This is a genomic window from Planomonospora alba (assembly GCF_039534085.1).
In the GTDB taxonomy this organism is placed as follows: Bacteria; Actinomycetota; Actinomycetes; order Streptosporangiales; family Streptosporangiaceae; genus Planomonospora_B; species Planomonospora_B alba.
In genome coordinates this window covers 101,960-124,278 of sequence record NZ_BAAAUT010000013.1, presented here as the reverse complement: position 1 = coordinate 124,278, position 22,319 = coordinate 101,960, and the positions used below count along the sequence as shown (strand labels likewise).

General features: G+C 75.5%; 17 protein-coding genes. 7 read left to right on the top strand and 10 right to left on the bottom strand.

What is annotated here, in order from left to right; translation table 11 throughout:
- Positions 1-100: 100 nt before the first annotated feature.
- Both tesB and ABD823_RS10340 read right to left on the bottom strand, forming a co-directional pair.
- Positions 101-973 (bottom strand): acyl-CoA thioesterase II, encoded by an 873-nt coding sequence (gene tesB / locus ABD823_RS10345; RefSeq protein WP_344858244.1) that lies wholly within the window; start codon positions 971-973, stop codon positions 101-103.
- Positions 970-3,048, bottom strand: coding sequence for an ATP-dependent DNA helicase UvrD2 (locus ABD823_RS10340; RefSeq protein WP_344858242.1), 2,079 nt, complete (start codon positions 3,046-3,048; stop codon positions 970-972). Before ABD823_RS10340 ends, tesB begins: the two co-directional genes overlap by 4 nt.
- Before the next feature lie 185 nt (positions 3,049-3,233).
- Here ABD823_RS10340 and ABD823_RS10335 point away from each other — a divergent pair, with 185 nt between their 5' ends.
- Positions 3,234-4,268 carry an alpha/beta hydrolase gene (locus ABD823_RS10335; RefSeq protein WP_344858240.1) on the top strand — a complete coding sequence of 345 codons (1,035 nt, stop codon included), beginning with the start codon at positions 3,234-3,236 and terminating at the stop codon, positions 4,266-4,268.
- A 74-nt stretch (positions 4,269-4,342) separates the two neighbouring features.
- Positions 4,343-4,594: a mycoredoxin gene (locus tag ABD823_RS10330; RefSeq protein WP_344858238.1), complete on the top strand. Its 252-nt coding sequence runs from the start codon at positions 4,343-4,345 to the stop codon at positions 4,592-4,594.
- 85 nt (positions 4,595-4,679) lie between these two features.
- Here ABD823_RS10330 and ABD823_RS10325 read toward each other — a convergent pair whose 3' ends face one another.
- From ABD823_RS10325 to ABD823_RS10300, 6 genes are all read right to left on the bottom strand, one after another.
- Positions 4,680-4,946: a hypothetical protein gene (locus ABD823_RS10325; protein ID WP_344858236.1), complete on the bottom strand. Its 267-nt coding sequence runs from the start codon at positions 4,944-4,946 to the stop codon at positions 4,680-4,682.
- A gap of 189 nt (positions 4,947-5,135) precedes the next feature.
- Positions 5,136-5,459, bottom strand: a complete 324-nt coding sequence (locus ABD823_RS10320; RefSeq protein ID WP_344858234.1) for a hypothetical protein — start codon at positions 5,457-5,459, stop codon at positions 5,136-5,138.
- Positions 5,460-5,749: 290 nt separating this feature from the next.
- A complete protein-coding gene (gene nudC, locus ABD823_RS10315; protein ID WP_344858232.1) occupies positions 5,750-6,727 on the bottom strand; it encodes an NAD(+) diphosphatase in 978 nt (325 codons plus the stop codon).
- A gap of 131 nt (positions 6,728-6,858) precedes the next feature.
- The gene (locus ABD823_RS10310) at positions 6,859-7,521 is read right to left on the bottom strand and encodes a response regulator transcription factor (protein ID WP_344858230.1); all 663 of its coding nucleotides are present in this window, start codon (positions 7,519-7,521) and stop codon (positions 6,859-6,861) included.
- A complete protein-coding gene (locus tag ABD823_RS10305) occupies positions 7,518-8,894 on the bottom strand; it encodes a sensor histidine kinase (RefSeq protein ID WP_344858229.1) in 1,377 nt (458 codons plus the stop codon). Before ABD823_RS10305 ends, ABD823_RS10310 begins: the two co-directional genes overlap by 4 nt.
- An 18-nt stretch (positions 8,895-8,912) precedes the next feature.
- A complete protein-coding gene (locus ABD823_RS10300) occupies positions 8,913-9,368 on the bottom strand; it encodes a hypothetical protein (RefSeq protein WP_344858227.1) in 456 nt (151 codons plus the stop codon).
- A 173-nt stretch (positions 9,369-9,541) separates the two neighbouring features.
- Between ABD823_RS10300 and ABD823_RS10295 the strand changes: the two genes are divergently transcribed.
- Genes ABD823_RS10295 through ABD823_RS10275 form a run of 5 tightly spaced genes read left to right on the top strand, consistent with a single transcriptional unit; the run spans position 9,542 to position 15,537 of the window.
- Entirely contained in the window at positions 9,542-10,711 is a 1,170-nt protein-coding gene (locus ABD823_RS10295; protein ID WP_344858225.1) for an ATP-grasp domain-containing protein, read from the top strand.
- Positions 10,708-12,423, top strand: coding sequence for an IucA/IucC family protein (locus tag ABD823_RS10290; protein ID WP_344858223.1), 1,716 nt, complete (start codon positions 10,708-10,710; stop codon positions 12,421-12,423). The genes ABD823_RS10295 and ABD823_RS10290 overlap by 4 nt, the downstream gene beginning before the upstream one ends.
- The gene (locus ABD823_RS10285; protein WP_344858222.1) at positions 12,420-14,189 is read left to right on the top strand and encodes an IucA/IucC family protein; all 1,770 of its coding nucleotides are present in this window, start codon (positions 12,420-12,422) and stop codon (positions 14,187-14,189) included. The genes ABD823_RS10290 and ABD823_RS10285 overlap by 4 nt, the downstream gene beginning before the upstream one ends.
- Positions 14,186-15,358, top strand: a complete 1,173-nt coding sequence (locus tag ABD823_RS10280) for an alanine racemase (protein WP_344858220.1) — start codon at positions 14,186-14,188, stop codon at positions 15,356-15,358. The genes ABD823_RS10285 and ABD823_RS10280 overlap by 4 nt, the downstream gene beginning before the upstream one ends.
- A 38-nt stretch (positions 15,359-15,396) precedes the next feature.
- Positions 15,397-15,537, top strand: a complete 141-nt coding sequence (locus tag ABD823_RS10275; protein ID WP_344858218.1) for a hypothetical protein — start codon at positions 15,397-15,399, stop codon at positions 15,535-15,537.
- Positions 15,538-15,561: 24 nt separating this feature from the next.
- Here the strand turns inward: ABD823_RS10275 and ABD823_RS10270 are convergent, their stop codons facing one another.
- Both ABD823_RS10270 and ABD823_RS10265 read right to left on the bottom strand, forming a co-directional pair.
- Positions 15,562-18,942, bottom strand: coding sequence for an ATP-dependent helicase (locus ABD823_RS10270; RefSeq protein ID WP_344858216.1), 3,381 nt, complete (start codon positions 18,940-18,942; stop codon positions 15,562-15,564).
- Positions 18,936-22,253: an ATP-dependent helicase gene (locus ABD823_RS10265; protein WP_344858214.1), complete on the bottom strand. Its 3,318-nt coding sequence runs from the start codon at positions 22,251-22,253 to the stop codon at positions 18,936-18,938. Before ABD823_RS10265 ends, ABD823_RS10270 begins: the two co-directional genes overlap by 7 nt.
- Positions 22,254-22,319: the final 66 nt, after the last annotated feature.

The following is a 22,319-nucleotide window of genomic DNA, read 5'->3' as shown; positions in this document are numbered from 1 at the left end:
ACCTCCATTCGTGGATCGCCGGACAGGGATGTCCGACTCGCATGACCATGACCCTAAACCCGGTTGCCGGGGGCGGGCAACATATTTTCTACCTGCGGTTTTACGGCTCCAGGACGCGGATCATCGCCTCCTGCACCACCGACACCGCCAGTTCGCCGGAGTGGGTGAACATCTGTCCCCGGGCCAGTCCCCGCGCGGCCCCCGACCAGGGCGACTCCTGGGCGTACAGCATCCAGTCGTCGACCCGGAAGGGCCGGTGGAACCACATCGCGTGGTCCAGCGAGGCGCCGGAGACGTTGGAGGCCCCCCACGCGAGACCGTGGGTCAGCAGCACCGTGTCGACCAGGGTGAAGTCCGAGGCGTAGGCGGCCAGGACCACGTGGAGCAGCGGGTCGTCGGGCAGGTCCGTGTCGTAGCGGAACCACACGTTCGTCTCCGCCCCGCGCAGCTCGGGGTCGCGGTGGGCCTCCCAGGTGAGCGGGGTCACGTAGCGGGCGTCCACCGGGCGCGGCCGGCTCAGCCACTCCTTCCACTGCGGGGCGTCCCCCAGCACCTCGCGCATCCGCTCCTGGAAGGTGGGCAGCTCCTCCGGCGCCGGCACCTGCGGCATCGCCGCCGCCTGGTGCTCGACGCCCTTCTCCGTGACGTGGAAGGAGGCCGACATCGTGAAGATGGCCTTGCCGTGCTGCACGGCCACGACCCGGCGCGTGGTGAAGGACCGGCCGTCGCGGACCCGCTCGACGTTGTAGACGATCGGGATCGCCGGATCGCCGGGCCGGATGAAATAGGCGTGCAGCGAGTGGACGTTCCGGTCCCCCGGCACCGTACGGCCCGCGGCGACCAGCGCCTGGGCGGCAACCTGGCCGCCGAAGACGCGCTGGATGCGCTCCTTGGGGCTGCGCCCCCGGTAGATGTCCAGCTCGATCTGCTCCAGGTCGAGCAGGTCCAGCAGCTCCTTGAGCGCCTCGTTCACGCGTCCTCCGTCTTCTGTGTGGCGGCACGGCAGAGTGCGAGCACCGCCTCGCCGTACCGCTCCAGTTTGACGCGTCCTATGCCCGTTATCGCCATCAGGTCCTGTTCTGAGACGGGCGCCCGTTCCGCGATGGCCTGCAGCGTGACGTCGGTGAAGACCACGTAGGGGGGCACCTTGGCCTCCTTCGCGGCGGCCGTGCGCCACGCCCGCAGGCTCTCCAGCAGGGCCGGGTCGTAGTCGACGGGGCAGGAGGCGCACCGGCCGAGCTTCTGCTCGGCGGCGGAGGTCAGCGTCTTGCCGCAGACCCGGCAGCCCACCGGAGCCGCCACGGTACGGCGCCGCGCGGGGGCGACCGCGGGCCGGTCGCCCGCCGTACGGCCCGGCGCGGCCGTCCGGCCGCCGAGCCCGTCGAGGAAGCGGGAGGGGCGGCGGGGCCGGCCGCCCGGGGAGCGCGCCAGGGCCCAGGAGAGCCCCAGGTGGACCCGGGCCCGGGTGATGCCGACGTACAGCAGGCGCCGCTCCTCCTCGACCTGCTCGGGCGTCCTGGCGTGGATGATCGGCAGCGTGCCGTCGGTGAGCCCGGCCAGGAAGACCGCGTCCCACTCCAGGCCCTTGGCCGCGTGCAGGGAGGCCAGCGTCACGCCCTCGACCTCCGGCGCGTGCTGCTCGGCGGCCCGCCGCTCCAGCTCGGCGACGAAACCCGGCAGGTCGGCGCCCTGGGCCGCCAGGTCCTCCGCCAGCTCGGCCAGGGCCTTCAGGGACTCCCATTCCTCCCGGGCCCTGCCTCCGGCCGGGGGCTCGGGGGTCAGCCCGATGCCGGACAGGATGTGGTGCACGGCCGGCGCCAGGTCGTCGCCGGCTCCGGCGGAACGGGCCGCGCCGCGCAGCAGCACGACCGCCTTGCGGACCTCGGGGCGCTCGAAGAACCGGTCGGCGCCGCGCACGAGGTACGGGACGCCCGCCTCGGCGAGGGCCTGCTCGTAGACCTGCGACTGGGCGTTGATCCGGAAGAGCACGGCCATCTCGCGCAGCGGGACGCCGCGGTCGGCCAGGGCGCGCACCGCGCGGGCGATGCCCGCGGCCTCGGCGGGCTCGTCGGCGTACTCGGTGAAGGCGGGCTCGGGCCCGTCGGGGCGCTGGGCGACCAGGGAGAGCCGGTGCGGGGAGCGCGCCACCTCCAGGACCCGGTTGGCCAGGGAGACGACCTGGGGCGTGGAGCGGTAGTCCCGCACCAGCCTGACCACGGTGGCACCGGGGTACTCGACCGGGAAGCCGGTCAGGTAGTGGGAGCTGGCCCCGGTGAAGGAGTAGATCGTCTGATTGGGGTCGCCGACCACGCACACGTCGTCGCGGTCGCCCAGCCAGGTGTCGAGCAGCAGCTTCTGCAGCGGGTTGACGTCCTGGTACTCGTCGACGACGAAGTAGCGGTACTGCCGGCGGATCTCGGCGGCCACCTCGCCGTGCTCGGTCATCAGCGCGGCGGTGAGCTCCAGGATGGTCTCGAAGTCCACCAGGTGCCGCTCGCGGCGGAGCGCCTCGTAGGCGTCGTAGACCCGGGCCATCTCCTCGGCCGGGATCGGCGGCGTGCGGCCGATCTTCTTCACGGTCTCGGCGTAGTCCTCGGGGTGGATCTGGCCGGCCTTGGCCCACTCGATCTCGGAGGCGAGGTCGCGCGGCTCCGCCTGCGCGGCCTCCCGTCCCGCGGAGCGGCACACGGCGCGCAGCAGCGGCACCTTCGACTCGATCACCGCGGGCGGATCGCCGCCGATGACCCGCGGCCAGAAGTAGGTGAGCTGGCGGAGGGCGGCGGCGTGGAAGGTGCGCGCCTGCACCCCCGGCGCGCCGAGCGCGCGCAGCCGCTGCCGCAGCTCTCCGGCCGCCCGTGTGGTGAACGTCACGGCCAGCACGCCCTGGGCGTCGACCACTCCGCTGTGCACGGCGTACGCGATGCGGTGCGTGATCGCCCGTGTCTTGCCGGTGCCCGCCCCGGCCAGGACGCAGACGGGGCCCCGCACGGCCTCGGCGACCTCCCGCTGCTCGGGATCCAGTCCCACCAGCACGTCAGCGGGCTCCATGGGAGGACTCCTTACCACAGCGGTCGACGGGCCGGCCGGTCCCGTCCGTCCGGGGCGGTGACCGGTCCCGCCCATTCTGGCATCACCCCGCGTGCCGGCCGGCGCTCCGGCTGAGATGCGCAAACAGCGCCTCTTCCTCCACAATGGGATACTCAAGCAAGCCCCGGGGGAAAGGAAAGACGTCCGTGCGAACTGCGGCAACCGTGAGTGCACTCGCCCTGGCGACGTTGGTGCTCGCCCCCTCCGCGGTGCACGCGGCCCCTGCCACGCCCGACTCCTCGGCCGCGCCAGGTTCCTCGGCCGCGCTCGCCGCCGGAGCCGCGTTCTCCTCCTCCACCGCGCCGGGCTCCTCCGCCTCGAAGCAGGCCGACCCGGCGCCGTCCTCCTCCCCGTCCGCCACGCCCTCCGCGCCCGCCACGGCGGCGGACCCCGACGACCTGGTCCAGGGCACCATCGTCGACACCGTCGCGTACGGCAGGCACGCCCGCCAGCGCATGGACGTCTGGCACCAGGCCGACGACCTGCGGCGGCCGGGGGTCTTCCTGATCCACGGCGGATGGTGGTCGTCGGGGGACAAGAAGTACATGACCGCGGTGAGCCGGAGCTACGCCGAGCTCGGATACACGGTCTTCAACGTCAACTACCGGCTCTCGGGCGACGCGGCCTGGCCGGCGCAGCGCGTCGACGTCATCGACGCCATCGCCACCGCGCGGCGGCACGCCGCCCTGTGGTCCTTCGACCCGGACAACTACGTGGTGGTGGGGTTCTCGGCCGGCGGCCACCTCGCCACCGCGGTCGGCACCTACAAGACCGGCGGGCTGCCGGGGCTGAAGGGCGTCGTCGGCATCTCGCCGGTGGTCTCCCCGCTGACCGCCTACCTCGACGGGGCCGAGAGCCTCGACGTGAACAAGCGCAAGCTGCGCGAGGCGGCCATCCGGCTCGCCGGCGGCTGCGAGCCCGCGGGCAAGTGCGCCAGGATCTGGCAGAGCATGGAGGTGCCGGAGCACGCCAGCCGCGGCGACGCGCCCGTGCTGAGCGTGCACTCGGCGAACGAGTTCGTGCCGCCGAGCCACAGCGTCCAGCTCCAGGACCGCCTCCGCCAGGTCGGGGTCGAGGTGACGGTGCTGACCGAGCCGGGTGTCAACCACAGCTCGCCGCTCTACCGGATGCCCGGCGTGGCGGAGAAGGTCCAGGAGTGGATCGCGGGCAAGGTCCTTTAGCTCATCGGGAAGACCGCGGACGTCTCCCGTGTTGCCAATGAGCGCGAACACCACGTGAGGGGATTATCAACGACATGGCGCTCACCGTTTACACCACCAGCTGGTGCGGCCCCTGCAAGCGGCTGAAGTCCCAGCTGACCCGCGAGGGCATCACCTACCGGGAGATCGACATCGAGCGGGACCCCGCGGCCGCCGAGTTCGTCATGAGCGTCAACAACGGCAACCAGACCGTGCCCACGGTCGTCGTGGAGTCACCCGCCGGTCAGGTGGCTCTGACGAACCCCTCGGTCGCCGAGGTCAAGCGGCTGCTCGAGAGCGCCGCCTGAGCCGTTCCCTGCCGGTCGTGTGACGCGCCGGTCCGCCCGTGGAGCACGGTGGCCTTCCGGGTTCTCCTCCGGTCGTGATCCCGCTCTACCGCGGGCCGGCGCCGCTGGTGGTGCTGCGGATCGAGGCGCCGTTGCGGTCGGCCGTGAAGAGCACCTCCTCGAAGAGGACCTTGCCGGAGCCGTCGGTGTAGGCTCTGATGATCTTCATGCTGGCGCCGTTGATGCTGGCCTGCGCCTGGGTCCGCTCCCAGAGCGCTCCGTCGTCGGCCAGGGCCGTCCCGGAGGCGCCGAGCGCGATGGCCGGGGCCACCGCCCCGACGGCGATGAGGCGGCGCACTGTCTTCTTGATCATTTGTTTTCCCTTCGCAAGGGCTTGCAGGGGTGACGAGGGACCGCGTCCTCCCGCCGGGGCGGGAAGCACGGCGTGGTCTCCGCCCGTGCGTCATCGGTCACGGCGACAGCCCACCCGGGGTCCGGGCGGGATCCCGCCGACGCGCGAGCAGAGGATGCTCGGCCGTCAGGCTCCGGTTGCGGCGACGGCTCAGTCGGCTCCATTGGAGGCGCCCTTCGGACCGGCCTTCAGAGACGAGTCGCTCTGGCTGACGCCGTCGCTGTAGCTGTCCGGCTCCTCCTCGGAGCCGCCGTTCCGCGAGCCGCCGTCCTGTGCGGTGCCGTTCCGGCCGGGTGAGTCGCCGTTCCGACCCTGTGCGGTGCCGTTCCGCGAGCCGCCGTCCTGTGCGGTGCCGTTCCGGCCGTCGTGCGCTCCGCCGTGCTCGTCGCAGGCCATGGCCGCGAAGGGCGCCGAGAGAACGACCGCGACGGCGGCGGCTCCCGCGAGGACGGCTCGGGACGATGCCTTGCCCATGGGTTTCTCCTCCTTTCTCCACACGGTCCCCTGATCAAGGGCGCATCCGGCACCGATCTCGACCGCCGGTGACGAGGCAGGCCGAACGCAAGCACTCAATACCCGTACGCCACCGGCGAAACACGTAGAGTAACGATTGCATCGCTGAAAGTAAACGACAGGTGGGGGTGGCGCGGTCCGGCGTCACATTCCGTGAGCGGCGCACCCGCCAGGCGGGGCGCATCGGCCGCCGATCCCCGGTCCCCGCCGAGGGCCGCGCCCGCACCGGGCGGAGGCGGGCCCGGCCGCGCTCACCAGTCCCCGTGGAGCTCCTGGCCGTACCAGGTCTCGATCAGCCGGCGCGCGATCGACACCGCCGGGGGCAGCATCACCTCGCCGCGCTCGAGCGCGGCCAGCAGCTCCGCCCGGGTGAACCAGCGCGCCTCGGCGATCTCCTCGCGGTCGAGGACGAGGTCGGTGGAGACCGCCCGGGCGAAGAATCCGAGCATCAGGCTGCGCGGGAACGGCCAGGGCTGACTGCCCAGGTAGCGGGGGGCGGTGACCCGGACGCCGACCTCCTCGGCCACCTCCCGGACCACCGCGTGCTCCAGCGACTCTCCGGGCTCCACGAACCCGGCGAGCACCGAGAACCTGCCCTCGGGCCACTGCGGCCCCCGGGCCAGCAGGCACCGGTCCTCGCCGTCGTGGACCAGCATGATCACCGCGGGGTCCACCCGGGGGAAGTGCTGGCTGCCGTCCCGCGGGCAGACCCGCACGTGCCCGCCGCTCCGGACCTCCGTACGGCTCCCGCAGCGCGGGCAGAACTCGTGGGTGGAGTGCCAGGACTCCAGGGCGACCGCGTAGACCAGCAGCCCGGCGTCCAGGTCTCCCAACAGCGCGCCGACCTGGCGCAGCCCGGCGGTGACGGTCGTGCCGTCAGGCCAGGAGGCCGGGTCGAGCGGGGGGACGGGCCGGGGCGCGGGCCCGGCGCCCGCGGGCTCCTCTCCCGGGGCCGCCACCGCGAAGTAGGCGGTCCCGTCGGCGTCCACCCCGAGCAGGTAGCGCTCCCCCTCCGGCGCGTCGCCCGGGGGCAGCAGGACCAGCTCGGCCGTCTCGCCCCTCCGCCGGACCGGGGCCCGCCCGTCGCCGATCACCAGGACCCTGGTGCCGGGGTCCGCCCACGCCCTCTCGAGCCACTCGGCGTCGCCGCGGCGCGCGGCCGACCGGTCGATGGCGCCGCGCGCGAGCAGCAGCCGCCCCAGTAGTCCTTCGTCCGTCCTGATGTCCACGCCGTCCCGCCCTCCCCGAACCGCACACATCCTAACGACGTGCGGGAGGGGGACCGGCTCCGCCGTGGCGCGCCGCCGCCGGGGTCCCGGCGGCGACGCCGCGGAGTGGGGGTCCCCGGCCGCCGGAGCGCTCAGGTCGCGCGCAGCCGGTAACCGGAGCCCCGCACGGTCTCGATCCGCTCGGCGCCCAGTTTGCGGCGCAGGTAGCGGACGTAGACGTCCACCACGTTCGAGCCGGGGTCGAAGTCGAAGCCCCACACGTGGCTGAGGAGCTGCTCGCGGGTCAGCACCTGGTCGGGATGGCGGAAGAAGACCTCGGCCAGGGCGAACTCCCTGGTGGACAGGTCCACCGACCGTTCCCCGGCGTGGGCGCGGCGGGTCCGCAGGTCCAGGCTCAGGTCCCCGGCCCGCAGGATGGTCGCCTCCGGCGTGCGCTCCGCGCGCAGCCGCAGCCGCACCCGGGCCAGCAGTTCCTCGAAGGCGAAGGGCTTGGCCAGGTAGTCGTCGGCTCCGCCCTCCAGTCCCGCGACCGTGTCGGCGACGCCGTCCCGGGCGGTCAGGATGATCACCGGCAGGGCCGTGCGCTCCTCCCGCAGCCTCCGCAGGACGGTGAAGCCGTCGGCCAGGGGCAGGCCGATGTCGAGGATCATCAGGTCGTACCGGCCGCTGCGCGCGTGCTCGTAGGCCGCCAGGCCGTCGCCGACGACCGTCGTGGTGAACCCGTTGCCGCGCAGTCCCTTCTCCAGGAAGGAGGCGATCCTGTCCTCGTCCTCGGCGATCAGGATGCGGTTCACGGTGCCTCCTCGCAGGGGAACACGATCGAGAAACGGGCCCCGCCGCCGTCGGCGTCCCCGGCCCGCACGGTCCCGCCGTGGGCCTCGGCGATGGAGCGGACGATGGCCAGGCCGAGCCCGGCCCCGTCGTGCGACCCGGTACGGCCGGCGCCGCGCACGAACCGCTCGAAGATCCGCTCCCGGTCGGCGGGCGGCACGCCCGGGCCGCTGTCGCGCACCCACAGCTCGACGGCGCCGTCCCGTACGGCGGAGCCGACCGCGACGAGGTCGTCGGGCCCGGTGTGCCGCACGGCGTTGGCCACCAGCTGCATGAGCGCCTGGGTGAGGCGCTGCCGGTCGGCCAGGACGCGCTCCTCGGCCACCTCGTCCACCCGCCAGCGGCGCTCCCCCAGCGCGCGGGCCTTGGCCACGACGCTCACCGTGAGGTCGGCGAGCTCCACCTCGCCGAGGGCCAGGAAGCCGGGCTGCTCGGACTTGGCGAGGGTCAGCAGGTCGTCCACGATGCGGTTCATCCGGTCGAGCTCGTCGGTGACCAGGGCGAGGGTCTCGGCGCGGTCGGCGGGGTCGTCGCCCATCAGCTCCAGGTGCCCGCGGACGACGGTGATCGGGGTGCGCAGCTCGTGCCCGGCGTCGTCGAGGAACTCGCGCTGGACGGCGAAGGCCCGCTCCAGCCGGTCGAGCATGTGGTTGAAGGTCTCCGCCAGAGCCGACACGTCATCGTCGCCGGTGACGGTGAGGCGGCGGCTCAGGTCGCTGGAGTCGCTGATCCGCTCGGCCGTCAGCCGCACCATGCGGACGGGCGCGAGAACCCGCCCGGCCACGAACCAGCCGACCCCGCCGGCCAGGGCCAGCGCCGCCAGCGCGGTGAGCCCGAGCACGCCCACCGCGTCGACGACGGCGCGCCGCTCCCTGTCGTGGAAGACGACGATCGCGAGGGTCCCGGCGGTCCGCCCCTCGGAGAGCACCGGGACGGCCGCCCACCGGACGGTGCCCGCCGCGCTCTCCGCCCAGTCCTGGACGGGGGCGGTCGCGGCGGCCATCCGGGCCACCAGCGCGTCGTCCTCGTCGAGCCGGGCCGGCGGGTCCGCGAAGGACCGCCAGCGCACCCTCCCGTCGACGATCACGAAGAACGTCTCGTTCCTGTCCGGCACGTTGACCTGCAGATAGTTCTTGAGCAGGTCCTCGGGGGCCGCGGCGGACGCGGCCGGAGAGCCCGCGTACTGGCGGAGCTTCTCGGCCTCGTTGACGAGTTCGGCGCCCACCCGGTCGTTCATGCGGTCCAGCAGGATGGTCCAGGTCGCGAAGACGGACACCGACAGGGCGAGGCCGACGACCGCGAGCATCCAGCCCACGATCCTTGCTCTGGCGCTCACGTCTCGGTCATCGCCGTCTCAGTCATCGCCGTCGTCGTCTCCGCCGTCGTCGTCATCGTCGTCGCCGTCCCCCGGCACGGGGGGCGGGGGCTGCACCCGCTCGGCCCGCCGCTGCGGGGAGGCCGACGCGTTGCCGGAGGGCCGCGCCGGGGAGGCCCCCGGGTCCGGGGAGCCCGTCGCCGCGGGCCGGTCCGCCGGGCCGTCCGGCGCGGCGGCGCCGGATCCGGGACCGCCGGCCGTGGAGCCGTCCGGTACGGTGCCGTCCGGCGCGGCGGTGCCCGTCCCGGAGGCGTCCGGCGCCCGCGGGGAGGCCGTCGGCCCGGCACCGCCGGGGCCCGTGCCGGAGCCGCGGTCGACCACGACCGCGGGCCCCAGGTCGGGGGCGCCGCCACCGGCCAGCGCCAGCGCGCCGGCCATCGCGGCCACGGCGGCGAGCGCCCCGGCCAGGATGACGGCGGCGGAAGTACGGCTCATGATGTCCACCGTAGGCGGCGCCCCAGGAGAGCGAGGTGAGACGCTGATGAGAAGGCTCTCATCTTCCGCGAACGGGACATGCGCCGCGATTGCCCGCTCCCGCCACATGATGATCTCCATCCGGCTAGGATGCTGCTGGTTAGGTTAGCCTTACCTGATATCGGGGGTCCGCATTGCGGCTGTACCTCACCGCGCTCAAACCGACCGACTCCGTCACCGACGGTTTCCTGCCCGCCGCCCGCGCGCTGGGCTGCGAGGTCACGATCCTGACCGACCGGCCCGGGCAGTACGCCGCGGCCGGCGTCGAGACGCTCGCCTGCGACGTGCGCGACGCCCGGGCGGTGATCGACGTCATCGCGCACCACCACCCGCCCGCCGCCGTCTTCTCCAACTCCGACCACATCCAGGCCGAGACCGCGCTGGCCGCCGCCTACTTCGACCTGCCCGCCAAGGACTGGCGGGCGTGCGTCGCGGCCAAGAACAAGGCGCTCACCCGGCGCCGGCTGGCCTCGGCCGGGGTCGAGACCGTCCGCTCCCTGCGGCTGGCGCCGGACGGGCCGGTCCCCGCCGCGGACGTGCCGCTGCCCGCGGTGGTCAAGCCGAGCCAGGGCGTGGCCAGCGAGGACGTGGTGCTGGTCCGGGACGCCGCGGAGCTGGCGGAGGCCGTACGGGGGATCCGCGCGCGGCGGCCGGGCGAGTCCCTGGTCGCCGAGGAGTACCTCGACGGCCCGCTGCACACGCTGGAGACCCTGGGCGACGGCCGGACCGTCCGGGTGCTCGGCGGATTCCGGACCACCCTGGGCCCGCTCCCGCACTTCGTGGAGGAACGCCTGGACTGGGCGCCGCCGCCCGGGGCCGAGCACGTGCTGCGGGCCCTGTCCGCGCTGGGCGCGGGCTTCGGCGCCTGCCACACCGAGTACGTGATGACGGCGGCCGGGCCGCGGATCGTCGAGGTCAACTACCGGGTGATCGGCGACCACTGCGACTTCCTGCTCGCCGACCTGCTCGGCGTCCCGCTCTTCGAGCTGATCCTCGGCGTGCACCTCGGGCGGGACCTGCCGGAGGACCTCGGCCCGGACCGCGCCGCCGGGCACGGGACCGCCCTGAGCCTGGTGGCGGAGCGGTCGGGGACCGTGACGCGGGCCCCCCGCACGGCCGAGCCCGCCCCCGGCGCCCCGGTGCGGCTGTGGCACCGGCCGCTGCGCGCGGTGGGCGACCGCGTCGACCGCAGCCACACGAACCGCGACTACCTCGGCATCGTCCGCGCCATCGGGCCCGACCGGGCGAGCGTGGACCGGGCCGTCACGGACTTCACCGCCGCCGACCCGTGGGTGGTCTCGTGATCGCCGAACGCCTCGCCGGGGGCCGGGAGCCGTATCTCGCGGCCCGGGTCCTGGACGCGCTGCTGCGCGAGGACTACGGCGGCCTGTCCGGGCGGGTGACCAGGAGCAGGAACGGCGTGGCCCTCGGCCTGCCGGGCGGGCGCCTCGTCCGGCTGGTGCCGGGCTCGCCGTTCCAGGACTTCACGGTGGCACCGGAGGAGGTCCTGCGCCTGGTGGAGGTGCTCGGCGCGCTGCGGGCGGTCGCGCACCCGGCCGACGCCCCCGGGGTCGAGGCCTTCGCCCGGGAGTGCCACGAGGCGCTGCGCGCCCTCGAACTGCACGACGCCCGCCGCGAGGAGGTGCTCGCCCGCCTGTTCCGCCGCGCGGCCGGGCCGCCCCTGGACGGGCCCGCGGCCGGCCACGGCGCCCCCGGCGGCCGCGACGACCCCGGCGGCGTGAACCTGCGCTACGAGGCGCTGGCCGCGTTCGTCGACCACCCGGTGTACCCGACGGCCCGCTGCCGGGCCGGGCTCTCGGAGGAGGAACTGGCGGCGTACGCGCCGGAGTTCGCGCCGAGCTTCGAGCTGCGCTGGGCGGCCGTGCCCCGCGAGCGGGTGACCGGGGCACCGCCGGCGCAGGCCCCGGACCCGTCCCGGGTCGGGCTGGCCGCGGAGCTCACGGACACGCACGTGCTGTTCCCGGTGCACCCGCTGGCGCTGCCGGTGGTCCGGCGGATCCCGTGGGCGGTCCCGGCGCCGGAGCCGTACCTGACCGTCCGGCCCACGCTGTCCATGCGCACGGTCGCCGCCGGTGCGCGCACGCATCTGAAACTGCCCCTGCCCACCAGCACGCTGGGCCTGCGCAACCGGCGCTCGATCAAGCCGGGGACGCTGGCCGACGGGGCGCGGGCCGAGCTGCTGCTGCGCGAGATCGCCGGTCCCGGCATCCTGCTGGCCGACGAGCAGAGCTACGCCCACGCCGGGCACGAGTACCTGGGCTGGCTGGCCCGCCGCCTCCCGCCGGGCGAGCTCGTCCCGGTCGCCGCGCTGCTCGCGCCGCTGCCCGGCGGCGGCACGGTCGCCGAGGCGCTCGCCGCGCGGCGGCACGGCGGAGGCGGCGGGGCCGTGGGAGCCGCAGGGCCGGCGGAGGCCGTGGAGGCGCTGCTGACCGAGTACCTGCGCCTGCTGTTCGCCACCGGCGTGCGGCTCTTCGTCCGGTACGGCGTCGCGCTGGAGGCCCATCAGCAGAACCTCTCGCTCGTGCTCGACGGCCGCCCGCTCCGGCTGCTGGTCAAGGACAACGACGGCCTGCTGGCCTCACCGGGGCGGCTGCGGGACGCGGGGATCGCCGTGCCGGACTTCACCGACGAGCGCATGCTGACCGACGACCCGCACGCGCTCGCCGACGTGTTCGTGACCATCACCCTGCACCTGGCCGCCGCCGCGCCGGTCTTCGGGGCGCTGCCGCCCGCGCGGGCCGCCCGGCTGCTGCGGGACACGCTCGCCGAGGCGCTGGAGCCGTACGGCGAGGACCCGATGGCCCGGCTGCTGCGGGCCAGGACCATCGACGCCGCCCGGCTCGTCGGCAAGTCGATGGTCACCGCCGGGACGCTGGTGGACAAGGCGCGCACCGGCGCGCGCGACGTGAACAAGTTCTACGGCGCCAGCGGCCCCAACTACCTCCGTCATCCTCCCGCGGCCATCCGGCCCGTGATCACGCAAGGGACCCCATGAACGGCCTCGTTCCCGGCTCCTCCGGCGCCACCGACACAGCCGATATATCCGACACAGCCGTCGCCGCCGAGGAGGCGACGCTGGCCGCGCTGCTGCGCTGCGCCCTGCGGGAGGTGGCCGGACCGCGCGGGCAGACCTGGCGCGACGGGCCGTACACGCTGCTCCGCCTGGCGGGCACCCTGCTGCGGGTGCGGACGCACGGGGGGCTCGCGCTGCGCTTCACCGGCCCCGCCGAATGGCGCCACGACGGCCGCTGGCGGCCGCTCTCCTCCACCCGGCTCGTCCGCCTGGTGGAGGCCGAGCTGGGCGGCGGCGAGGAGGAGTTCGCCGCCCAGGTGGGCTCCAGCAGGAGGGCCATGGCGGCGCTGCTGGCGGCCCGGCGGCCCGCCGCCGCCCCGGCCGACCCGTGGCTGGCCTCCGAGCAGGCGCTGGTCTTCGGGCACCCGTTCCACCCCAGCCCGAAGGCCCGCGGCGGCCCGGCGGGCGGCCCCGGAGGCGGCACGGCGACCGGTGCGGCGACCGAGACCGGCACGGCGACCGGAATCGGCACGGCGACCGGTGCGGGGGAGGCCGCGACCGGCCGCGCGGACTGGCTCGCGTACGCGCCGGAGGCGCACGCGAGCTTCCCGCTCCGGCTGCTCGGCGTCCGCTCCGACGTGCTGGCCGGGGCCGGACAGACGGCGGTCCTGGACGCCCTGGGCGAGGCGCCGCCCGGCTACGCGCTGCTGCCCGCGCACCCCTGGCAGCTCGACCTGCTCGCCGCCGAACTGGCCGCGCCGCTGGCCGACGGGCGCCTCGTCGACCTGGGGTACGGCTCCCGCCCCGCGGTCCCCACCTCCTCGGTCCGCACGGTCTACGCGCCGGAGATCGACCGGTGCCTGAAGTTCAGCCTGGACGTGCGGATCACCAACTGCGTCCGGAAGAACTCCTGGTACGAGCTGGCCGGGGCGGTGGAGCTGACCACGCGCCTGGAGCCCGTGTTCCGGCGGCTGGCCGAGGAGTTCCCCGGCACCCGCTGGCTCCCCGAGCCCGGTTACCGCTCGGCGGGCCTCGGCACCCGGCTCCTGGAGGGGCTGAGCGTGATCGTCCGGGAGAGCCCCCTGCGGGTCTGCGGTCCCGGGGTGACCCCGCTGCTCGGCGGCGCCCTCGCCGCGGCCCCGCTCCCCCCGGCCGCCGCGGCCGACCCGGTGCGCTGGTGGCGGGCCTACGTGGAGTGCGTCGCGCCGCCGGTGCTGGAGGCCTACCTCGCCCACGGCGTGGTCCTGGAGCCCCACCTGCAGAACGTCCTGGTCGGCGTGGACGGCTCCGGGACACCGGTGCGGGCCGTCTTCCGCGACCTGGAGGGCACCAAGCTCGTCGCCGGCCGCCACGACCTGTCGGCCCTGCCCTCCCGGGTCGCCGAGGCGCTCACCTACGACGCGGACAGCGGCTGGAACCGGGTCGTCTACTGCCTGGTCGTCAACCACCTCGCGGAGATCGCCGCCGCGCTGGCCGGGACCGGGCCGGTGCACGGGCTGTGGGCGGTGGCCGGGCGGGTCCTGGCCGGCTACGCCGCGGCGCGGGGGTGGCCGCCGCCGCTCGCTGACCTGCTGACGGGCGCGTCGCTGCCGGCCAAGGCCAACCTGGCGGTCCGGTGGTCGCGGGCGGCGGACCGCGCGGCGGGCTACGTCCCGGTGGCCAACCCGCTGGCGTTCCCGTCGGCGGACCCGTCGGCCGGCCCGGCGCCGGACGCCTCCCCGCGCGTGCACGCGGCGGGTGCCCGGTGATCCCCGCGGACCTGCCGGCGTACGTGTACGACCTGGGGGAGCTGGACGCCCACCTGGCGGGGGTGCGGGCGGCGCTGGACGGGATCGAGCTGCACTACGCGGTCAAGGCCAACCCCGACCCGGAGCTGCTGCGGGTGCTCGCCCGGTACGTGGACGGCTTCGAGGTCGCCTCGGGCGGAGAGCTGGCGCACGTGCGGGCGCTGTTCCCCGGCGTGCCGGTCGCGCTGGGCGGTCCGGGCAAGACCGACGCCGAGCTGGCCTCCGACGTCGACCGGCTGCACGTGGAGAGCCCCGGCGAGCTGCGCCGGCTGCTCGCCTCCGGGCGCCCGGCCGACGTCCTGCTCCGCGTCAACCTGGACGTCCCGGTGGCGGGCGCCTCGCTGGCCATGGGCGGTGGCGCGACCCCGTTCGGCATGGACCCCGACGGGGTCGCCGAGTGCCTCGGCCTGCTCGCGGGCCAGGACCGGGTGCGCTGGCGCGGCGTGCACGCCCACCTGGCGAGCGGACTGGACGCGCCCCGCCTGCTGGAGCTGGCGCGGGCCGTGCTGGAGTACGCGCGCGGGCTCGGCGCGGCCGAGGTCAACCTGGGCGGGGGCATGGGCGTGTCGTACGCCGACCCGGGCGCGCGCTTCGACTGGAAGGCGTACGGCGCGGGCCTGGCCGGGCTCCGCCGCGAGCTCTTCGGGGACGCCGGGGACGCCGGGGCCACGGTGCTGCGGATCGAGCCGGGGCGGGCGCTGACCGTCTACTGCGGGCGCTACGTCACCCGGGTGATCGACGTCAAGCGTGTCCACGGCACGCTGTTCGCGGTCGTCGCCGGGGGCACCCACCATCTGCGGACCCCGGCCACCAAGGGCCACGACCAGCCGCTGGCCGCCTGGACCTCCGGGGGCGGCCCGGGCGAGGCGGGTGAGCCGGTCACGATCGTCGGCCAACTCTGCACGCCGAAGGACGTGCTGGCCCGCGCCGTGCCGGCCCGGCTGGAGCCGGGGGACGTGGTGGAGTTCGCGATGGCCGGGGCCTACGCCTGGAACATCTCCCACCACGACTTCCTCATGCACCCGAAGCCGGGCTTCCACTACCTGCGCCCGGTCGGCGGCGGTCCGTCACGCCGCGTGGAAGGCGGTGACAGGGTCGGCGGCGGAATGCGTGGGGACCGCTCCACCTGATCGTCGATCCGACGACCGGGCCGGAGAAGGCCACGCTGATGAGCGAGCCGGTCGAGGACCCCACCCGGTCCGGCGAGCGGGAGCCGTACCCGAAGGCGGCCGCCGTGCACAGCGGCGGCACGCTGGAGCTGCCGGAGCCGTTCGGCCTCCCGATCGACGCCGCCGCGCTGTCCGGCTGAGCGGCCGGGCGCGGCGGGCCGCCGTCAGCCGGCGGCGGGGACCGACTCGATGAGCGCGACCAGGCCGCGCTCGTCGAGGAGGTCCACCGGGCGGACCGTCTCGCCCAGGCGGACGTAGTGGAAGGCGGCGCCGACCTGGTCCAGGGGCACGCCGGCCAGCTGGGACCAGGCCAGCCGGTAGGCGGCGAGCTGGACGGAGGCGGCGGCCGCCGCCCGGCCGGCGGGGCGGCTGCCGGTCTTCCAGTCGACCACCTCGTAGCGGCCGTCGGGGCTCTGGAAGACGGCGTCCATCCGGCCGCGGACGACCCGGTCGCCGATCACCGTCTCGAACGGGACCTCGACGTCGAGCGGCTCCCGGCCCGCCCACTCGCTCTCCTCGAATCTCCGCTGGAGCTCGGCCAGCCGGGTGTCGGCCTCCTCCGCCTCGTCCCCGGCGCCGGGCAGCTCGAACTCGTCGAGGAGGCGCTGCTGGCCCCAGCGGGACTCCAGCCACTGGTGGAAGGAGGTGCCGCGGCGGGCCAGCGGCGCGGGCTTCTTCGGCACCGGGCGGCGGATCTCCCGGGCCAGGGCCGCCGGATCGGCGGCCAGGGTGACCAGCGACGAGACCGTCAGGTGCGCGGGCAGCTCGACCAGGCGGCCGCCGCGCCGCCGACTCCGCTCCCGCTCGCGCAGCAGGAGCTCGGTGTCCCGCTCCCAGGCCCTGGCGCGGTCGCGGTCCCAGCCGCGCAGCTCCGCCGGCAGGCGGTCCTCCCGGTCCTCCCAGCCCTCCGTGCTCTCCCTGCCCTCCCGGGCCTCCCTGACCTCCGCCGGGCCGCCCGCCTCCGCGGCGCCGGCGTCCCCGGCCTCCCCCGCGGCGAGGGCCGCGAGGGCCTCCTCGACCAGCAGCGCGCCGTCCAGCGCCGCCGCGTACCGGGCGTCGTCGACGGTGGGCCAGGTCCGCTCGGCGGGCTCGGCCAGCAGGGGGTTGGCCGTGCTCCCGCCGGCCTCCGTCGCCCAGGTGGCCACCTGCCCGCAGGTGTCGCGGATCTCCAACAGGAAGTCCGACGGCGTCAGGGGCTTGGCCGCGCTGCCCCACCGGTAGCCCGAGGCGATCAGCAGGTAGTGGGCGCGGGTCACCGCGACGTAGGCGAGCCGCCGCTCCTCCATCAGGTCGCGCTCGCGGCAGCCCTCGTCGAACTCGGCGAGCTCCTCCCTGGTGAGCCCGGTCAGCCGGGGCAGGTCGGAGGCGTCGCCGCGGAGCGGGTACGGCAGCCGCCGCGGGTTCTCCGTCCAGCGCGGGCTGACCACCGGGCGGGCCGGGAAGATCGTTCCGGTGGTCAGCCCGCCCGTCGAGGAGAGCGCCTGCGACATCCCCGGCACCACGACGACCGGCCACTCCAGCCCCTTGGAGGCGTGCACGGTCATCAGCTTCACGCTGTTGCTCTCGCCGACCCTCCCGGCGTCCAGCCCGTTCTCCTCCTCGTCGGCCGCCTTGAGGAAGGCCAGGAACGCGCCCAGCGTCGGGTCCTCGGAGTCGCCCGCGAAGCGGGAGGCCGCGTCGAGGAAGGCGTCGAGGTCGGCCCGGGCGGCGAACGTCCCGGCGCCCCCGTGCCGGGCCGCCACCTCGATGTCGAGGCCGAGGCGGCGCTCGATCTCCATGATCAGATCGGGGAGCGGCTGGCCCGCGCGGGCGCGCAGGGAGCGCAGCTCCTGGGCCATGGCGACCAGCCGCACCCGCGCCACCGGCGAGAACAGGTCCTGCCACTCGGGGCGGTCGGGCAGCTCGTCCAGCGCGTCGACCAGGCTGCCGCGCTCCTCGGCCAGCTCCGCGACCACCTGGTCCAGCGGGTCCGCCACCGGGGAGCCGCCCTCGCGGGTCTCCCGGTTCAGCTCGCGGGCCCGCTCTCCCAGCTCCTTCAGGTCGGCGGGGCCGATCCGCCAGCGGGGGCCCGACAGCAGCCGGACCAGGGCGTCCCCGGCCGACGGGTCGTACAGCACGCGCAGGGTGGCCACGATGTCGGCGACCTCGGGCACGGTCAGCAGGCCGCCCAGGCCGACCACCTCGACCGGGATGCCGCGCTCCTCCAGGGCCCGGCGGAGCGCGGGGAACTGCGAGCGCTTGCGGGCCAGGATCGCCACGTCGTGCGGCTGCAGGCACTGCGGGCCGCCCCACACGCTCTGCTTGGCCCGCTTGCGCTCGCCCTCCCCCCAGGGCAGGCCGTCGGGCGCGGACTCGGTGCCCAGCAGCCGGTGGATCCGCTCGGCGATCCAGGCGGCCTCGTCGTCGGCGGTCTCGTGGAAGGCGCAGACCACCCGGCCGCGCTCGACGCGGTTCCCGCCGGGGACGAGCACCGGCACCTCCCGGGCCTGGATCCGGAGCGGGAGCTGGATCCGGGCGGCGACGTCGAGGACCGCGTCCCCGTTGCGGAAGCTGACCGACAGCTGCCGGACCGGCGCGGGCTCGCCGGAGGCGGTGCGGAAGTCGCTCGGGAAGCGGGTGAGGTTGCCCGCCGAGGCGCCGCGCCAGCCGTAGATCGACTGGCAGGGATCGCCGACGGCGGTCACCGGGTGGCCGCCGCCGAACAGGGAGCGGAGCAGCACGAGCTGGGCGTGGCTGGTGTCCTGGTACTCGTCCAGCAGGACGACGGCGAACCGGCTCCGTTCGAGCTCGCCGACCTCGGGATGCCCGGAGGCGATCTTCGCGGCCAGCGCCATCTGGTCGCCGTGGTCGACGACCTCGCGGGCCCGCTTGAGCCGGCCGTAGGCCTCCACCAGCGGCAGCAGCCGCTCCCGGACCCGCTGGGTCTCCAGGACCCTGCGCTGGGCGGCGACCGTCCTGCCGGGCAGCTCGCCGTACCGCTCGGCGAGCCAGGCGCCCACCTCCCGCACGTCCTGCGGGGTGCGCAGGTGCTCGGCCAGCTCACCGGCCAGCTCCAGCACCGCGCGGGTGACGGTGGCCGGCCCCCACTCGATCTCCCCCATCGGCCCGTCGTAGGCGCTGACCACCTGCCCGGCCAGCTGCCAGGCGACGGCGGGCGTGATCAGCCGCATGGTGGGCTCCAGCGCCTCGCGCAGGGCGTGCTCGGTGACCAACCGGGCGGCGTAGGCGTGGTAGGTCGAGATGGTCGGCTCACCCGCCAGCAGGTCGGCGGGGACCGTGCCGGCCAGCGCGCCCAGCCGCTCGCGGACGCGGTGGGACAGCTCGCCGGCGGCCTTGCGGGTGAAGGTCAGTCCGAGGACCTGCTCGGGCCGGACCAGGCCGTTGGCGACCAGCCAGACCACCCTCCCGGCCATGGTCTCGCTCTTGCCGGACCCGGCCCCGGCGACCACCACCATCGGCTCCAGCCCGGCCTCGATCACCGCGGCCTGCTCCGGGGTGGGCGGCAGGACGCCCAGGACCTCGGCGAGGCGGGCCGCGCTCAGCACACCTGCCCCCCGCCGTCGTTGACCGGGCAGCTCGACCGGGCGGCGCAGGTGCGGCAGCCGTCGTTCACCCTGGCCTGGAAGAAGGGGCCCGACATGCCCAGCGCGACGGTGTCCACCATGTCGCGGGCCCAGCCGGGATCCGGGTCCTCCGACAGCGGCCGCTGGATCTGCTCGCGCGCCTGCTGCTTGCCCGCCGCCTTGCCGAGCTGCACCAGGGCGGCGCCGCCGGGCTCGGTCAGGCCGTGCCTCCGGAAGGCGCCGAGCAGCGCGGCCAGCTGGTAGACGCCGAGCTGCGGGTGGCGGTCGAGGTCCGCCTCGGAGGGCTTGGCACCGCCGGTCTTGATGTCGATGATCACGGCCCGGCCCTGCTCGTCGCGCTCGATCCGGTCCACCCGGCCCTTGATCTGGACCCCCTCGGAGACCGTCGCGACGAAGGACTCCTCGGTCGCGACCAGCTCCCGGGGGTTCTCCCGGTGCCAGCGGACGAACTTGCCGATCATCTCCTCGGCGACCTTGCGCTGCTTGCGGTTGTACCAGACGCCGCCGAAGTCCAGCTCGTGCCAGACCTCGTCCAACCGCTTGGCGAGGGTCTCCTCGGTCGGCATGCCGTCGGCGGCGAGCACGGCCAGCGCGTGCACGACCGTGCCCAGGCCCCGGGCCGCGTCCGTGCCGCCGGCGCCCACCGAGGTCTCCAGCAGCCAGCGCAGGCCGCACTTGGTGAAGCTCTCCACGGCCGAGGGGGAGATCCGCACGGTGTCGTCGGGCCAGCCGAGCGGGCGGTCGTCGGAGATGGGGGTGAGGGCGTACCACTCGTCCGGGTGGGCGCCGGAGACGCCGGCGGCGGAGAGCCTGGCCAGGTGCGCGGCGGCGAGCCGGCGCAGCGGCTCGGGCCTGCTCGCGTCGCACACCGCCGCGCGCAGGTCCGCCACCAGGGCGGGCATGCTCAGCCAGCGGGATCGCTCGTCGACGGTCGGCTCCTCGCCCGCGCCGGGCACCAGCTCGGACAGGAACCGCGACGGCCGCTCCTCGACGTCGTCCCCGCCCACGGCGGTGACGACGAGCCTGCGCCGGGCCCGGGTCGCCGCCACGTAGAACAGGCGGCGCTCCTCCGACAGCATCTGGGAGGCGAGCGCCGCGGCGACCGCGGCGGGGTTCTCGTGCTCGGAGCCGCCCGCGCGGGCGACCATGTCGTCGGTGCTCAGAACGGTGCCGCGCAGCCGCAGGTCGGGCCAGACGCCCTCCTGGACCCCGGCGACGACCACCACGTCCCACTCCAGTCCCTTGGACCGGTGGGCGGTCATGATGCGGACCGCGTCGCCCTCGGGCGCCCGCGCGGCCAGCGAGTCGCCGGGGATCTCCTGGGCCACGAGGTCCTCGACGAACACCTCGACTCCGGCGTGGGGCAGCCGGTCGGCGAACCTGGCCGCGCGGTCGAACAGCGCCACCACGGCGTCGAGGTCGCGGTCCGCCTGCCGGCCCCGGTGCCCGCCCGCGGCGCTCAGCTCGCTCCACCGCTCGGCCAGGCCGGTGGCCTGCCAGACGGCCCAGAGCACCTCCTCGGCGGTGCCGCCGCGCCGTACGACCTCGGTGGCGGCGGCGATGAGCCGGGCCACGCGCTCGGCCGGGAGCGCCACGTGCGGCTCGATCCGGACCAGCTCCCGGGCGTCCTTCAGCGCGGCGACGAGCAGCTCGCCGGAGGAGCGGGGCCTCTCCCGCCCGGCCCCGCCCGGCTCCGGGTCCGCCGCGTCCCCGCCGTCACCCGGGCCACGTCCGTCCGGGTCCGCCGCGTCCCCGCCGTCGCCCGGGCCGCGTCCGTCCGGGTCGGGGGACCCGCCCTTCTCGCCCTCGAACTCCGCGGGAAGCGCCAGCGCCTCGTGCTCGGCGACGCGCAGCGCCCTGCGCAGGCGGCGCACGCCGATCATGTCGGTGCCGCCGAGCGCGCCGGTCAGCAGCTCCTCGGCGGTGCCCTCGTCCAGCCGCTCGGGGTGGAGCGCCACCTGGATCAGCCGGATCAGCGGCCGCACGCCCGGCTCCTGGATCAGCGGCACCTCGCCGCCGCCGACGACGACCGGTACCCCGGCCGCGACCAGGGCCCGGCGCAGCAGCGGCACCTGCCGGGCCGCGGAGCGGACCAGCACGGCCATCCGCGCCCAGGGCACACCGTCGAGCAAGTGCGCCCGGCGCAGGGTGTCGGCGACGACCGCGGCCTCCTGGCTGGGGCTCTCGGCCACCACGGCCCTGACCTCCCCGGGCTCGGCGTCCGGCAGCGGCACCAGGTCGCGGTGGGCCACCCGGCCTCCGGCTGCGGGCAGCCGGGCGGCCAGGCGCCGGGTGGCGGCCAGCAGGCCCGGCCCGCTCCGCCGGCAGACGCGCAGCGCGATGACCGGGGCCCTCTCCCCCCGCGCGTCGCGGAACCGGTCGGGGAAGTCCATGATCCCGTGCACGTCCGCGCCCCGGAAGGCGTAGATCGACTGGTCGGGGTCGCCGACCGCGATGAGGTCGCGCCCCTCCCCCGCGAGCCGCTGGAGCAGGAGCTCCTGGGCGGGGTCGGTGTCCTGGTATTCGTCCACCAGGACGACGTCGTAGGCGGAGCGCTCGCGGATCCGCACCTCGGGGTCGGCGAGCAGGGCCGCCGCCTCGCGGATCACCTCGGGGTAGTCGAGCACCTCCTCCGGGTCCAGGTCGAAGCGCGCCTGGTAGCGGTCGGCGAAGCGCCCGGCGGCGACCCAGTCGGGGCGGCCGTGCCTGCGGCCCAGCTCCACCAGCTCCGGCCCGTCCAGGCCGCGCTCGGCGGCGCGGGCGAGGAAATCGCGCAGCTCGGAGGCGAAGCCCCGGGTCTTCAGCGCCTCCCGCATGTCGTCGGGCCAGTGCGGCGCGCCCTCCTCCAGCTCGCCGTGGAGCATGCGGCGGATCTCCAGCAGCTGCTCCGGACCGGTGAGCAGGCGGGGCACGGGCCTGCCGGCCAGGACGGCCTCGCGGCGCAGCAGCGCGTAGGCGTAGCTGTGGAAGGTCAGCGCGAGCGGCGTGCGGGTGGTGCGGCGCATCCGGCCGGTGATGCGCTCGCGCAGCTCGTCGGCGGCCTTGCGGCTGAAGGTCAGGACGAGCACCCGCTCGGGGTCGACGCCCCGGCGCTCGACCCGGTCCACCACGGTCTCCACGATCGTGGTGGTCTTGCCGGTGCCGGGGCCCGCCAGGACGAGCAGCGGGCCGCTCCCGTGGGCCACCACCGCCCGCTGGTGCTCGTCGAGCACGGGGGCAACGGCCGCCCCCGCACCCGCGCGGCGCACCAGGCGCCAACCCTGACCACTCACAGCTCGCCATTCCACCAGATGTCGGGCAGTGATCGTGCCGGGTCGGCCAGTCCTGTGGAGGATCCC